13 protein-coding genes and 1 pseudogene are annotated in these 14,245 nt (G+C 60.2%); 4 read left to right on the forward strand and 10 right to left on the reverse strand.

From position 1 onward, the window contains the following. Nucleotides 1–103 precede the first annotated feature (103 nt). Entirely contained in the window at nt 104–1,846 is a 1,743-nt protein-coding gene (locus tag NMB39_RS16190) for a phosphoethanolamine transferase CptA (protein WP_494340440.1), read from the forward strand. Nucleotides 1,847–2,073: 227 nt separating this feature from the next. Then, nucleotides 2,074–2,286: a hypothetical protein gene (locus NMB39_RS16195; protein WP_057011126.1), complete on the forward strand. Its 213-nt coding sequence runs from the start codon at nt 2,074–2,076 to the stop codon at nt 2,284–2,286. A 99-nt stretch (nt 2,287–2,385) separates the two neighbouring features. Here the strand turns inward: NMB39_RS16195 and NMB39_RS16200 are convergent, their stop codons facing one another. The 4 genes from NMB39_RS16200 to NMB39_RS16215 all read right to left on the reverse strand — a co-directional run bounded on the left by NMB39_RS16200 (nt 2,386) and on the right by NMB39_RS16215 (nt 5,270). Further along, the gene (locus NMB39_RS16200; RefSeq protein WP_057022503.1) at nt 2,386–2,877 is read right to left on the reverse strand and encodes a GNAT family N-acetyltransferase; all 492 of its coding nucleotides are present in this window, start codon (nt 2,875–2,877) and stop codon (nt 2,386–2,388) included. Between the two features lie 165 nt (nt 2,878–3,042). Next, complete coding sequence (zapE, locus tag NMB39_RS16205) at nt 3,043–4,149, reverse strand: cell division protein ZapE (RefSeq protein WP_057022504.1); 1,107 nt, start codon at nt 4,147–4,149, stop codon at nt 3,043–3,045. Between the two features lie 15 nt (nt 4,150–4,164). After that, nucleotides 4,165–4,500: a nuclear transport factor 2 family protein gene (locus NMB39_RS16210; RefSeq protein ID WP_057022505.1), complete on the reverse strand. Its 336-nt coding sequence runs from the start codon at nt 4,498–4,500 to the stop codon at nt 4,165–4,167. A 53-nt stretch (nt 4,501–4,553) separates the two neighbouring features. Continuing rightward, nucleotides 4,554–5,270: a helix-turn-helix transcriptional regulator gene (locus NMB39_RS16215; protein ID WP_057022506.1), complete on the reverse strand. Its 717-nt coding sequence runs from the start codon at nt 5,268–5,270 to the stop codon at nt 4,554–4,556. 506 nt (nt 5,271–5,776) lie between these two features. Here NMB39_RS16215 and NMB39_RS16220 point away from each other — a divergent pair. Continuing rightward, a pseudogene (locus NMB39_RS16220) lies at nt 5,777–6,262 on the forward strand (IS110 family RNA-guided transposase); the annotation flags it as partial. Between the two features lie 359 nt (nt 6,263–6,621). On the opposite strand, the gene pepN reads toward NMB39_RS16220, so the two are convergent. From pepN to NMB39_RS16250, 6 genes are read right to left on the reverse strand one after another with little or no spacing between them, the layout of a single operon-like run. Further along, on the reverse strand, nt 6,622–9,279 hold the full coding sequence (pepN, locus tag NMB39_RS16225) for an aminopeptidase N (protein ID WP_494340439.1): 2,658 nt from the start codon (nt 9,277–9,279) through the stop codon (nt 6,622–6,624). Nucleotides 9,280–9,292: 13 nt separating this feature from the next. Beyond that, nucleotides 9,293–10,123, reverse strand: coding sequence for a DUF2797 domain-containing protein (locus NMB39_RS16230; protein ID WP_057022508.1), 831 nt, complete (start codon nt 10,121–10,123; stop codon nt 9,293–9,295). Continuing rightward, nucleotides 10,120–10,380: a YeaC family protein gene (locus tag NMB39_RS16235; protein WP_043051201.1), complete on the reverse strand. Its 261-nt coding sequence runs from the start codon at nt 10,378–10,380 to the stop codon at nt 10,120–10,122. The genes NMB39_RS16230 and NMB39_RS16235 overlap by 4 nt, the downstream gene beginning before the upstream one ends. Nucleotides 10,381–10,394: 14 nt before the next feature. Further along, a complete protein-coding gene (locus tag NMB39_RS16240; protein ID WP_057011131.1) occupies nt 10,395–11,264 on the reverse strand; it encodes a rhomboid family intramembrane serine protease in 870 nt (289 codons plus the stop codon). Further along, nucleotides 11,261–12,235, reverse strand: coding sequence for a metallophosphoesterase (locus tag NMB39_RS16245; protein ID WP_494340588.1), 975 nt, complete (start codon nt 12,233–12,235; stop codon nt 11,261–11,263). Before NMB39_RS16245 ends, NMB39_RS16240 begins: the two co-directional genes overlap by 4 nt. After that, a complete protein-coding gene (locus tag NMB39_RS16250) occupies nt 12,232–13,122 on the reverse strand; it encodes an NAD(+) kinase (protein WP_003217892.1) in 891 nt (296 codons plus the stop codon). Before NMB39_RS16250 ends, NMB39_RS16245 begins: the two co-directional genes overlap by 4 nt. Nucleotides 13,123–13,268: 146 nt before the next feature. Here NMB39_RS16250 and NMB39_RS16255 point away from each other — a divergent pair, with 146 nt between their 5' ends. Continuing rightward, nucleotides 13,269–14,216: a DUF1853 family protein gene (locus tag NMB39_RS16255; protein WP_494340438.1), complete on the forward strand. Its 948-nt coding sequence runs from the start codon at nt 13,269–13,271 to the stop codon at nt 14,214–14,216. The last annotated feature ends 29 nt before the right edge of the window (nt 14,217–14,245 follow it).

Below are 14,245 nucleotides of genomic sequence, written 5' to 3' on the forward strand. Positions count from 1 at the left end.
CACATTCCACTCCCGATACTCCCGTTCCGCGATGCCGCTCACTTCCTGGGCGGCCCGATGTCGCGCGCCTGTGCGCGACAATCATTCTCTGATGGGGCGCTGGATGGCGATGTTCAAACGCAGCACGACGACTGCGAAAGGCTTTGATTGGGCCGGCCTTGGCTGGTTGTTTCTGTTTTTCTGGTATTTCTCGGGTATTACCCAACTGCTAATCCAACTGACCGGCACCTCCGGCTTCAGTGGTTTCCGCCAAGCCTTCTTCATGAGTGCGCTATGGCTGGCGCCGATGTTGTTGTTCCCGCGTCGTACGCGCCTGCTTGCCGCGCTGATCGGCGTGGTGCTGTGGGCCTGCTCCATGGCGAGCCTGGGTTATTTCTTCATTTACCAGCAGGAATTTTCCCAAAGCGTCATCTTCATCATGTTCGAATCGAACATCTCTGAAGCCGGCGAATACGCGACCCAATATTTTGCCTGGTGGATCGTGCTGGCATTTATTGCCCACACCGCCTTTGCCGTTTTCCTCTGGACACGCCTGCGCCCTGTTTACCTGCCGCGCGGCCAGTCGATCGTGGCAGCGGTGGCCATCGTCCTGGCGGTTGTGGGCTACCCGCTGGTCAAGCAGATCGCTACCAGCGAAACCATGGAATTGGCCATCGACCGTTTCGAAACCCGTATCGAACCGGCCGTGCCTTGGCAGATGATCGTCGCCTACCGTCGCTACACCGAGCAGCTGGACAATATGCAAGGCATGCTGACCAGTGCCAGCCAGATCCCGCCATTGAAGGACCTCAAGGACAGCATGGCCGGCCAGCCGTCCACCCTGGTGCTGGTGATCGGCGAGTCCACCAACCGCCAACGCATGAGCCTTTACGGTTACCCGCGCAATACCACGCCGGAACTGGACAAGCTGCGCGACCAACTGGCCGTGTTCGATAACGTCATCACCCCGCGCCCCTACACTATTGAAGCGCTGCAACAGGTGCTGACCTTTGCCGACGAAGAAAACCCGGACCTGTACCTCAAGACGCCGTCGATTGTCAGCGTAATGAAGCAGGCCGGCTACAAGACTTTCTGGATCACCAACCAGCAGACCATGACCAAACGCAACACCATGCTCACGACCTTTTCCGAACAGGCTGACGAGCAGGTGTACTTGAATAACAACCGCAACCAGAACGCCCGTCAGTACGACGGCGATGTGCTGGCGCCGTTCTCCAAGGCCCTTGCCGATACCGCCGAGCGCAAGTTCATCGTGGTGCACCTGTTGGGCACCCACATGAGCTACCAGTACCGCTACCCGCAGACCTTTGACAAGTTCACCGACCGCCAGGGCGTGCCCGCAGGTGTCAGCGATGCACAGTTGCCGACGTACAACAGCTACGACAACGCCGTGCTGTACAACGACTTCGTGGTCTCCAGCCTGATCAAGGACTACGCCAAGACCGACCCCAATGGTTTCCTGCTGTACCTCTCGGACCACGGCGAAGACGTGTTCGATTCTGCCGGCCACGACACCTTGGGCCGCAACGAAGGCAAGCCGACCGCACCGATGTACACCATTCCGTTCATGGCCTACGCCTCGCCCAAATGGCGCGAAAGCCACGACTGGAGCTTCGCCGGCGACCTGCAGCGGCCTTACAGCAGCTCGCAGCTGATTCACACCTGGGCCGACATGGCCGGCTTGAGTTTTGACGAGCTGGACCATAGCAAGAGCCTGGTCAGCGACAGCTTCAAACCGCGTCCATTGTTGATCGGCAACCCTTACGAAACCAAGCAAAAGGCGTTGATCGACTTCAGCCTGATCAAGCCGAAGAAGGCCGATGGCAGTGAAGTGGTGTTGAAGTAAACCTGGCTCGGCGACAGAACGATACAATCATTCTCGTCCAGGCCTGACGTCCTTCATCCCCAGGCGTCTTTGAACCCTGTCCTGTTCAGTGCCTGCGAAGTTAACAAAACTGTTAACTTCGCAGGCACTTTGCGTTAACTCCCACTTAATAAGATACGGCCATAGTCGCTCCATGATTCTGATCAAGGAACGGCCAGACACCTATCACTCTTAATGGGAATACCGCGATGAAACTCTCGACCTTGATGCTTGCCAGCCTGATGACACTGACTTCCGCCGCCGCCTTCGCAGAAGGCGGTTCAGAGCGTTCGAAGGAGTTCTACCAGAACTTCAGCTTCATTCAGCAACAAACTCATGGCGCAGCTGAACAGCGAATGGCTTCCGCCGACGGCAAGACCTTGAAGGTCGACACCGTCAACGAGGAACAACCGAACAGTTGATTTAATGTTTATTTAATCTGCAACACCCTGCGCCATCCTGCTCCGTTGGCAAAGTGTATTGGGCGCCATTTAATGGCGCCTTTTTTTGCAAGGTATTTATTAAAGCGACTTGCTCCAGAACAACATGCGCCCATGATTCGGATCAAAAACTGAATCATCGAAACCAAACTTTCGGTACGCCGACTGTGCCAGTTCATTACCTTCGAGCACTTCCAGGGTGATCTTGCAGCAGCCGCGCTGCCGAGCGATTTCCTCGACCTTCTGCAGCATTTTCTGACTCAACCCCAAGCCACGAAACCTATCCATCACCACCACGTCGTGGACGTTGACCAGCGGGCGGCAGGCAAAGGTTGAGAAACCTTCAAAACAATTGACCAACCCCGCCGGTTCGCCACCGATAAACGCCAGGACGCTGAACGCGTGTGGGCGCTTGGCCAACTCGGCAGGCAGCTGCTGCAAGAGATCGGCCGGCAAGGTGTGGCCGCCGCCCATCGAATCTTCAGCATAATGATTGAGCAACAGGCCAATGGCATCGGCATGCACGGCGTTGGTGTAGCTGGCTTGCAGCACCAGGATGTCTGGGGTGTCCATTTCCTTCCTCGATAACGACAACCAGGGATTCGTTTCCCTTTGAGAGCTGCGATTGTAAGCGCGGAGTCGGCAACAGATGAAGGAGATTAACTACAAATGCCCGACAGAAATCGCGAAGGTTGAACGCGTCAAAACCTGCAAACATCCCTGAAACGGCGATTTTTCCTAGACGGCGAAGCGTTGCAACTGCATCGCCTGCAAACGGCTCAGGGTGCGACGGAAAGGAAACTCCAGGTAGCCTTCGGTGTAAAGGCTATCCAACGGCACCCCGGCGTCGATAAAGAGCGGCACCTTGCGGTCGTAGCATTCGTCCACCAACGCGATAAAGCGTCGCACGCTGTCATCGTGTACCGACAGCTGCGGCAATTCGCGATCCCCCGCCACCACACGTTCGACACCGTCCTCGGTGCCACGAGCAATCCGCCCCGCACGCCTTTGTGCGCTGAGGTTGGGGACGTCACCCAACAGGATGGCTTGGTAGCGATCACACAGCAGCATGAAGTCCATGGCAGCCAGGGGTTGCTCGCACAGCTCGGCATAACGACACCAGAGCACCCTGTCACTGGCCTGTACCGCCACGATAGAACGGTGACCTACACTCACTGCCCCGCTGATCACACGCTGCCCCAGGCTTAATTGCTTGAACACCGCAGCCAGCGCAGCGGGTTGGTTCACCCAGTATCGCTGCATGCCAGCACCGGGATGCAAGCGATGGTCCTCGCCGCCATCCACTGCCACCACCTGCATGTGCCGCTGGAGTGCAACGATGCCCGGCAGGAAACGCTCGCGATTGAAGCCATCGGCGTATAGCTGATCGGGCGGCTGGTTAGAGGTGCACACCATCACCACGCCCTGCTCGAACATCACCTGGAACAGGCGACCGAGGATGATCGCGTCACCAATGTCATTCACAAACAGCTCATCGAAGCACAGCACCCGCACCTCCCGACTCAACTCCCGAGCCAACGCCCGCAACGGATCCTGGGTGCCCGTGAGCTGGAACAAACGTTGGTGCACCCACCCCATGAAGTGATGAAAATGCTGGCGTCGTGCGGGAATACGCAGGCTTTGGTAGAAATGGTCCATCAGCCAGGTCTTGCCGCGGCCTACCGGCCCCCATAGGTAAACCCCGGTCACCGGCGAGCGGCCTTGGTGCAGAGCCCCATGGCAGGTCTGCAGGGCTTGCACCGCCCGGCGCTGGGCGTCGTCGGGAACGAAACCTTGCTGGGCGATGGCATGTTGGTAGGCGGCGAGTGGCGAGTCGAAAGTCATGCCCGCCAGTATGACTTACGCGCAGATATCCAGCCGTGAAATCTTGCCCTGTTCGTTCAGCCGAAAGGTGTAGCGCAGCTCCAGCGGACTGCCGGGGAAATTACCGGAGACAATATTGCTGACCAGCACTTTGCCGGTGCGTTGCTGCACGCTGAGCACCTCGACCCGTGGCTGGTAGCGGCGGCCGGTGTCTTCCATCCAGCGTGCAATGGCGGCCGTGCCCACCTGATGTTCGCCTTCATCGAATACATTGGCGTCGTCGGCGAAACACTGGTCGATCGCGGTAATGTCGCCGGTATTGGTTGCTGCAATATAAGCCACGATGGCCGGGGCCAACTCGGGAAAAGACATGGCACAACTCCTTGCCTGAATGATTTGTGATGCCATGCTAAGCCACGGATGTGTCAGTTTTTGTCAGGAGTAAACGGCGCGGACTCTTGCTGCTCCATCAGCTTGCGCCAGCCTCGCAACAGGTCGCTGCGCCTTCCGGGGTAACGCTCACCCTGGGCATCGGCGCTGGCCACGCGATCGGTGCGAAAGGTGCGATAGGCACCGCGCAACTCGCACCACGCCACGATCACCCGCGCTTCATTGAGAAAGCCCAGGGCCAGCGGCCAGATCAGGCGTTGGCTCTGGGTCTGGCTGGCGTCGGCGTAGTTGATATGCAGCTTGGCCTGATGGCCAATAGCATCGCGGAACACGTTGAGCGGGACGCGGTTTTCCGGGTAACCGAAGCCGGGAGGTCCAGGGAGCAGCGTCGGGTTACGCAACGCCTCTTGAGCCGCAGGGTCCAACACATCGGCGATCTTCGCCAGGGCGTTGGCGGCGGCGCGACTCAATACGTCATCGCCGCGCTGGTCTACATAACGCAAGCCCAGCACGACCGCTTCGGTTTCTTCGGCGTTGAGCATCAGGGGCGGCAGAAACAGGCCGCTGCGCAATACATAACCGACCCCGGCCTCGCCAAAAATCGGCGCGCCCAAGGCGGTCAATTCAGCGATATCGCGGTACAGCGTGCGTTCCGAGACTTCCAGTTGCGCCGCGAGAATGGCGGCGGTGACCGGGCGTTTTCTGCCCCGCAGGGCCTGGAGCAACGTTAATAGACGAGTGGTGCGCGACACGTTGATGTCACCAGAACTGGGGCTAGAGGTGCAGCAGCTTAGCAGAGGCTCCTGTCAGCAAATGTCAGTAGTACGGGCTCGATAGCGACCTTCGAGCCGACCGCTTTCAAAACCTCTAACTCCGTCAGAAATGCCATGAATGTGGGAAAGGGCTTGCCCCCGCTGAGCATAGATATCTACACAACTTCGTAGCAGCCGACGGTAACCACGATGCGCAGCGAGCCGCTCTTGATCTGCTTTTGATCTCAGGCGCCCCGTTAAACCACGCTGGCCGGAATTCGACAGGGATTTGGGGGGCAAACCGGCAGGAATGCCGGTTTAGCCGCCCCGCGCCATGGATGGCGCGTGGCGGCGCCCCCCCCCCCAAATCCCTGTCGGATTACGGGCACACCGAGCCTAAGCGAGGTGCCGAGTGGTGGGGCAAGAGCCCTAATGAGATGGTCAGCCCGGCGAGAACCTCAGGTCCACACTACTGAGGTTCTCACTTTTCCTGAGGAGGCTTTCTCATGAACAGCGTAACGCTTCTAGGCATCGACATTGGCAAGAACAGCTTCCACTTGCACGGCCAAGACGCACAAGGCCATCAAGTGCTGCGCAAGAAGCTCAATCGCCGACAGTTGCTGCCATTACTTGCACAAATGCCCCCCTGCAAAGTTGCCATGGAATCCTGTGGCGGATCACAGTTTCTTGCCAGAGAAATCACCAAGCTCGGTCATCAGGTCCAACTGATTGCGCCGCAGCATGTGAAAGCTTACGTCACCGGCAACAAGAACGACTTCATTGATGCCGAGGCTATTTGCGAAGCCGCATCACGTCCCAGAACGCGATCTGTACAGGTGAAATCAGTTGACCAGCAGGTGCTGTCGACCGTGCATAAACTGCGTAAATCACTGGTGAGTCGACGCACTGGAGTGATCAACCAGGTGCACGGATTCTTACTGGAGTTTGGCGTTATCTTTCCCGCCGGCTATGCCGCGTTGGAGCGGGTTCCTGCAGGGCCGAGCGTGTACACGCGCTCACAAGGAGCCCGGATACATTAGCGCAAGCCTGATTTACCGTTCATCGTGACTGGATAGCAAAAGGTGGGCTGACCATACATTTGGTTACTTTGGGGCTCTTTTCCAAAGTGACCCGCTGTAAAAGCGGAACCTTAAGTGGCCGTTACCGCAGCAATGGATATGCACTCGGCCTAATCCAACATGCTGGTCGGCTGTCAGGCCGCCATCGGGGGCAAGCCCCCTCCCACATTGGATCAGGGCGCTGGTTAGATAGCGGTCGGCTGCAAGACCAAGCCCCACATTTGGATGGAAGCCCCCGCTCAATAGCCGCCTGCAGTCACCCTACCCCCAACTTACGCCAGGCTCTTGCTGACCACCTCGAACACATCGCTGGACAGCTCACCGGACGCGAGAATGCGCTCCAACTCCGCTTTCATCAGCGCCTGCCGTGCGTTGTCGTATTTGCGCCAGCGCGTCAGCGGCGCCAGTTGGCGCGAAGCGATCTGCGGGTTCAGGGTGTTGAGCTGGATAACCAGGTCCGCCAGGAAGCGATAACCCGAGCCGTCCGCCGCATGGAAGTTGATCAGGTTCTGCCCGGCAAATGCACCGATCAGCGCACGCACCTTGTTCGGGTTCTTGATGGTGAATGCCGGGTGCTCCATCAGTGCCTTGACCCGTGCCAGCCCGCCCGGCAAGGTGCTGCCGGCCTGGACGCTGAACCACTGGTCCATCACCAACGGGTTGTCCTTGAAGTTCTCGGCAAACACCGCCAGGGCCTGGGCTTTTTCCGCCTCGAAAGGTGAGTTCACCAGTACCGCCAGGGCGGTCAGGCGCTCGGTCATGTTGTCGGCAGTATCGAACTGATCCAGGGTGGCCGCGAGTACTTGCGGCTTGCCGCTGAGCATCAGGTACGACAACGCGATGTTTTGCAGGGCGCGACGGGCAAAGTGCTCGGCCTCCGCCACGTACGGCGTCTGCTTGGACAGGTCGCGGTTGGCCTGGTAACGCAGCCACAATCCTTCGAACAGGTTGTCGGCCAATTGCTTGCGGGCATACTCACGGGCGGCGTGAATGGCATCCACATCCGCCACGTCGCTGATTTCTGCCAGGTAGGCTTCGCTCGGCAGCGAGAGCATTTCCGCGACCATGGCCTGGTCCAGGCTTTCATCGCTCAAGACAGTGCGCAGCGCGTCGATAAGGCGCTGATCCAGCTTCAGCGGCTGACCCGCCTGATGTTGGCCGATCAGTTCCTGCAGCACCTGCACCGACAGTTGCTGGCCGGCATCCCAACGGTTGAAGCCGTCACTGTCGTGCTGCATCAGGAACATCAGTTGGTCACGGTCGTAAGGGAAGCTCAGTTTCACCGGCGCCGAGAAGCCACGCAGCAGCGAAGGCAAGGGTTTTTCGGCTATGTCGACGAAGGTGAACGTCTGCTCGGCTTCAGTCACCGAGATCACTCGGGAAGTGCCGCCAGCCGTCGCCTCACCGGCCAGTCGCAAGGCAATACCCGCGCCCTGCCCGTCCAGCAACCCGAGCGCCACCGGAATCACGAACGGCAGTTTCTCGACCTTGTCCGGGGTGGCCGGGCAGCTCTGGCGGAAAGTCAGGCTGTAGGTCCTGGCCGCAGCGTCATACGACTCGCTGACCGCCAGACGTGGCGTACCGGCCTGGCTGTACCAGCGTTTGAACTGGCTGAGGTCGGCGCCATTGGCGTCTTCCATGGCCTTGATGAAGTCATCGCAGGTCACGGCCTGGCCGTCATGGCGCTCGAAGTAAAGGTCGCTGCCTTTGCGGAAACCGTCGGCGCCGAGCAAGGTATGGAGCATGCCGACTACTTCCGAGCCCTTTTCGTACACGGTCAGGGTGTAGAAGTTGGAGATCTCGATAAAGCTGTCCGGGCGCACCGCGTGGGCCATGGGCCCGGCGTCTTCGGCGAACTGGTGGGTACGCAGGTAGGCCACATCCTGGATGCGCTTGACCGTGGCCGAGTTCATGTCGGCGGAGAAGCCCGAGTCACGGAACACGGTGAAGCCTTCCTTGAGCGACAGCTGGAACCAGTCGCGGCAGGTCACGCGATTGCCCGACCAGTTATGGAAGTACTCGTGGGCGACGATGGCCTCGACCCGCTGGTGGGCGGCGTCGGTGGCGGTTTCGGCGCGAGCCAGCACGGCGCTGGAGTTGAAGATATTGAGGCCCTTGTTCTCCATGGCACCCATGTTGAAGTCGTTGACCGCCACGATCATGAAGATGTCGAGGTCGTACTCGCGGCCGTAGGTTTCTTCGTCCCAGCGCATGGATTTTTTCAGGCTGGTCATGGCGTGCTGGCACTTGTCGATGTTTTCCGGTTCGACGTAGATGCGCAGCGCCACTTCACGGTTGGTCATGGTGGTGAAGCTGTCTTCCACGCACCACAAATCACCGGCCACCAGCGCGAACAGGTAGGCCGGCTTCTTGAACGGGTCTTCCCAGGTCGCCCAATGCCGGCCTTCTTCACCGGGGCCGCTGGCAATCGGGTTGCCGTTGGACAGCAACACCGGGTAGCTGTGCTGTTCGGCGATCACTGTGGTAGTGAAGACGCTCATCACGTCCGGACGGTCGAGGTAGTAAGTGATCTTGCGAAAGCCTTCGGCTTCGCACTGGGTGCAGAACATGCTGCCGGATTTGTACAGCCCTTCGAGGGCAGTGTTGGTTTCCGGGTGGATCTTGACGGTGGTGTCGAGGGTGAAGGTTGCACTCTTGGGCTGCACGGTCAGGTGGCTGTCGGTCAGCTGGTAGTCAGCGTCCGTCAGTTCCTGGTCAGCCAGGTTCACACTCAATAGCTCCAGTTGCTGGCCATCGAGCACCAGCGGCGGCAGGCCGGCACCGCGCTCGGGGTTGCGGCGCATCACCAATTGCGCGTGGACCAGGCTGTGGTCCTCGAACAACTCGAAGGTCAGGTGCGTCTCGTCAATCAGGTAGTCCGGCGCCTGATAGTCCTTAAGGTAGATCATCTTCGGTTGTTCGGTGCGCATGCTTGGGATCCTTCTACTGATGCACGGCGAGCTGGTAGGCCGTGTATTTACGAATATTGATAACGCCGGTGTCGAAGATCAGGTATTGGCCCTTGATCCCCAGCAGCGTGCCTTCGGCAATCGGGTTCTTGTCCAGGTTGAAGCTGACGATCTTGGTCGGATACTGCTCGACCGGGTAGCGGATTTCAATCGGCTCGATGTCGGCAATGGTTTGGATGGCTTGCAGGCCAAAGCGTTCCTGCAAACCCAGCAAGCCTTCGGCACAGGAAGCAAACAGCTCATCGCGCACCTGCTTGAGGTCCACTGCTGCCGCGTCGCCCTTAAGCAAGGCGCGCCAGTTGGTCTTGTCGGCCACCTGGCTGCGGAACAGGTCTTCGACGAAGCCGGACTGCTGGCGCGTGGCGACACGCATGATCGGCAGCGCCTGGCTGGCGCCCTGGTCGAGCCAGCGGGTGGGCAATTGGGTGGCGCGGGTGATGCCGACCTTGATCCCCGACGAATTGGCCAGGTACACCACGTGGTCGGTCATGCAGAACGTTTCGCCCCAGCCGGGATCACGGCAGGTGCCGGCGTCGTAATGGCAGCGCTCGGGGCTCATGATGCACAGGTCGCACTGGGCCAGCTTGGTCATGCACGGGTAGCAATAGCCCTGGCTGAAGCTGGTCTTGGTCTTGCGCCCGCAATGGCTGCAATGAATGGCACCCAGGTATTCGAGGCGCACATGGGTGCCGATCAGAGGGTTGACCGGCACCTCGACATCGCCCAGGCGAAAAGCGTATTGAACAGTCGGCTCACCGAGTTGCGCCGACATTTTGCTGACTGCACCGCGACCAATTTCAATCAATGGATCGCATCCGACTTGAACAGGATGTTCGGCACCGGCGCCGACTTGGAGGCGCATTCCTGCGGGCCCATGTAGCCGGTGCGCTGCTCTTCGGGCAGGTTCTGGATTTCCCAGGCGATCACTGCCTGCAAAGACAACTCGCGCTGCTCGGCGGTGAGCTTGCGGCCGTCAGACCATTTGCCGATTTCCACGGCGAGCTTGAGGCTCTCGTAGATGTCCGGGGTGATGTTTTCGATCATTGCAGCAAAAGAGGACATAAGGCTCTTCCTTATCAAATAGACGCTTTGCGACGGTTGTACAAACCACCGAGCAAACCCGTCAGGCAACCGATGACCAAGCCGCCCACATGGGCCGCGTTGGCGATTTCGCCGAAGCCGATCATCGAGACCAGCCCCGACAGGCAGAGCAGCAGCCACACCAGCATCATCACCAGCACTCCACGGGGCAGGCGATAGGCGGGGTTGGGTGACAATAATTGAAAGATCCAGCAATGCCCGAGCAGGCCATACAGCACGCCGGACAAACCGCCAAACAGGCCGGGGCCGCCATAGGCATATTGAGCGTAGTTGGAGACCAGGCTGAACAACAGGGTCAGGCCCAGCAGGTTGATACTGCCCTGGCGTGCTTCAATGCGCCGGCCCAGCTCCCAGTACCACATGCCGTTCATGGCCAGGTGCAGGATGCCGAAGTGAATCAGCATCGGCGTGACCAGGCGCCACCACTGCCCCGAAGCCAGCGTGTCGGCAAGCGGCGTGAACTGGATGTACTCGCCCAGCACCCGGAACGGCAGGAAGGTCAGCCAGGCCATGGCTTGCAGGTTTTCGCCGAGCAGAGTCACTGCACCGACGATAAGGCTGGCCAGCAGCACCAGCGCGGTGACCGGGCTATGGCGTACTTGCTGGACAAAGCCTGGCCGAGCAACCGGTGCCTGTTCGGGAATATCCAACTGCTGGTCCGGGTCGCCGGCGGGGAAGCGCTGATACAACACGCGCACGTCATCGCTGATGGTTTCGGGCACCCACAACACTTGCTCGCCCGCCTCTTCACTGACGCGATGGGGCACTTGCATGCGTTGCAGCAACTTGACGAAACCACCCAGGTCGACGCTCAGGGGCAAGCGCAATACAGCTACGGTACTCATGGAATGGCCTCTGGTCGCTCAACGTCGACCCATACGAATTTACGTGGATCCAGCTGGGTTTCCTGGTCCAGTCGATACGCTACCAGCTTGCCGTACAACACCGCGCTGTAGTCCAGGCAGGCCAGGTTCGGGCGGATCGGCGCCGGTTTGCCGCTGCGCCAGTAGTGGCCGACGAACAACAGCGGTTCATCGACGCCGTAGCGCAGCAACGAATTCTTTTGCTTGGAAGACAACGGCGTGCGCGCCACCGGCTCAGGCAGTGCATCGGGCTGAAACACGATGTCGCCGTAGGTCTTGGGGTCGTCTTCCCAGAACTTGGTGCGAAAGAACGAGCGCGTCAGGCCATCGCCACCGGTCAGGGTCAAGCCGTCGGGCAAGCGCATATCGGTGCCGCGCAGCAGCCGGTCGAAGGCGTTGCAGGCAAAACTGCCCGGCACGGCGGCGGCCTGCAGGAAGTGCTGGTCGATACAGCCATCCGGGAAGGTCGCGCGCAGCGGCTGGATAAAGCCCTCGTCCCAGCACGCGTGCACCACGCGGAAACGCCCGGCATCGACAAACAGCGGCATGTCGTAGAACCAGCCGAGGAAGTCGTGCCAGTCGGCCGGGTGGTGTTCGAATTGGGTCAGGGTCTCTTGGATCAAACGCGCATGCCGTGGGTTGTGCTCGCGCACGAACTGCTTGCCGCTGCCAGGTGGAGCCGGCGTGGTCCAGCCCAGCGCGTTGAACTCATGATTGCCCATGATGCACAGCGCCTGGCCGGCCTCGGTCATATCGTGAACGATATGCAGCGCCTCGCGGATGCGCGGGCCACGGTCGATGATATCGCCGAGGAACACCGCCATGCGTGACGGGTGGCGCCAGGTGCCGCCCTGCTTGTGGTAACCCAATTGGCCGAGCAAGTGCTCAAGGGTATGAGCGCAACCGTGCACGTCACCAATCAGGTCATAACTACGCGCGGGATCGAGCATCAGTCGCCTCCACCCCCCAAGCGGCTGCCCCAGCCCAGCTTGGTACGGCACACTTCGTAGTAGTTGTGATCCAGCGGGTGGATCAAGCGCAACTTCTGTGCCTTCTTGCTCACGGTGATGGTGTCACCGGGGGCGCAGGTGAAATGATTTTGCCCGTCGCAGGAGACTTGCGGGTAAATCTGCATGTCTTTGGACACCACGATTTTCAACTCACTGTTGCCATCGACCACAATCGGTCTGCTGGACAACATATGGGGGTACATCGGCACGATCACAATGGCATCGAGCTTGGGATGCATGATCGGACCGCCTGCCGACAGCGCGTAGGCGGTCGAGCCGGTGGGGGTGGCGACGATCAGGCCGTCGGCCTTCTGGCTGCACACGAACTGGCCGTCGATGTACAACTCGAACTCGATCATCCGCGTGGACTTGCCCGGGTGCAGCACTACATCGTTGAGGGCATCGCCCTGGCCAATGGCCTCGCCGTGGCGGCGCACTTCGGCTTGCAGCAGGAAGCGGTTCTCCACCAGGTAATGGCCGTCGAGCACCTTGGCCACTTCGACTTCCAACTCATCGGGGCGGATATCGGTCAGAAACCCCAGGCTGCCGCGGTTGATCCCCAGCACCGGCACGTTATGCCGCGCCAGCGCACGAGCGGCGCCGAGCAGGCTGCCATCGCCGCCGACCACAATGACCATGTCGCAGACTTCGCCGAGCATCTTGCGCGACGAGGTTTGCAGGCCGTGGCCTGGGAGGATTTCAGCGATGGTGTCTTCGAGGATCACATGCAGGTGGCGCTCGAGCAGAAACTTCTTCAGTCGGCGGACGGTGTCCAACACCTGGGTACTGCCCAGGCGACCGATAATGCCGATATTGCGAAATTGCTCCATGGGGCTCCTGCGGGGTGTGGGGTGCGACCAAAAAGAACGATTATGGGCGAAAGGCCGTCTCAGGCAAAATCCTTTGTCGCCGCAGAGCCTTGATGACAATGGTTCTCAGGCACCTTGCGCACGTCTGAAAAGGCTATGCTCGGACCATGACAGTGTTCCCTGACTTGCACGCCCTGCCCCGTCAATTGCGCCACCCCGAGGTGCGCGACCTGGCGTGGGTGATACTCGCCCCGCCGATGCTCGCGCAGACACCATGGCCGCAGCGCCATCCGTTGGCCGGCAGTGACTGGGTGCAGGCGCCCCACTTGCTCGAAGCCTGGCTGCGTGACCTGGACCGTGACAGCAGTGCCTTGCAGCAATGGCTGAGCCTGTCACGCACGCGGCGCCTGGGCCTCTACTACGAACGCCTGTGGCAGTTCGCGGTGCAACATGCGCCGGGCGTGGAATTGCTGGCCGCCAACCTGCCGATCCGCCGCGCCGGGCATACTCTGGGCGAGCTGGACATGCTGCTGCGCGACCGCGATGGCGTGCACCACCTGGAACTGGCGATCAAGCTCTACCTGGGCCCCCAGGACGGCGATGGCGAAGACACCGCGCAATGGCTTGGCCCTGGCTGCCATGACCGGCTCGACCGCAAGTTGGCACACCTGGCCCAGCACCAGTTGCCGATCTCGGCACGTGCCGAGAGCCGCGAAGCCTTGGCGGCGCTGGATATCCAACAGTTCGATGCGCATTTGTGGTTGGGCGGTTATCTGCTCTACCCCTGGCCCGGCGCGGCGCAATCCCCCCTTGGCGCTCACCCGCAGCATTTGCGCGGGCGCTGGCTGCATCAACGCGACTGGCGGGACTTTGTCAGCACCACCCCGCCCGGCCGCTGGCAGCCCTTACCCCGCCATGCCTGGCTGGCACCGGCGCATTACCCGGCGGGTGAGGTGTGGAGTGAAGAACAGATGCAAGGCTGGCTGGCGGACCTGGACCCGATGGCCCCGGCGCAGTTGCTGGTGCGGATGGTGCAGAGCGGTGAGGAGTGGGAGGAAGCGGAACGGTTGTTTATGGTGGCGGATCTTTGGCCGAATGTGCCGGGGGCGGGCTGATGAAGCTGTGGGGTATTTGAAGGCCTCAT

Source organism: Pseudomonas sp. FBCC-B545 (assembly GCF_059134095.1).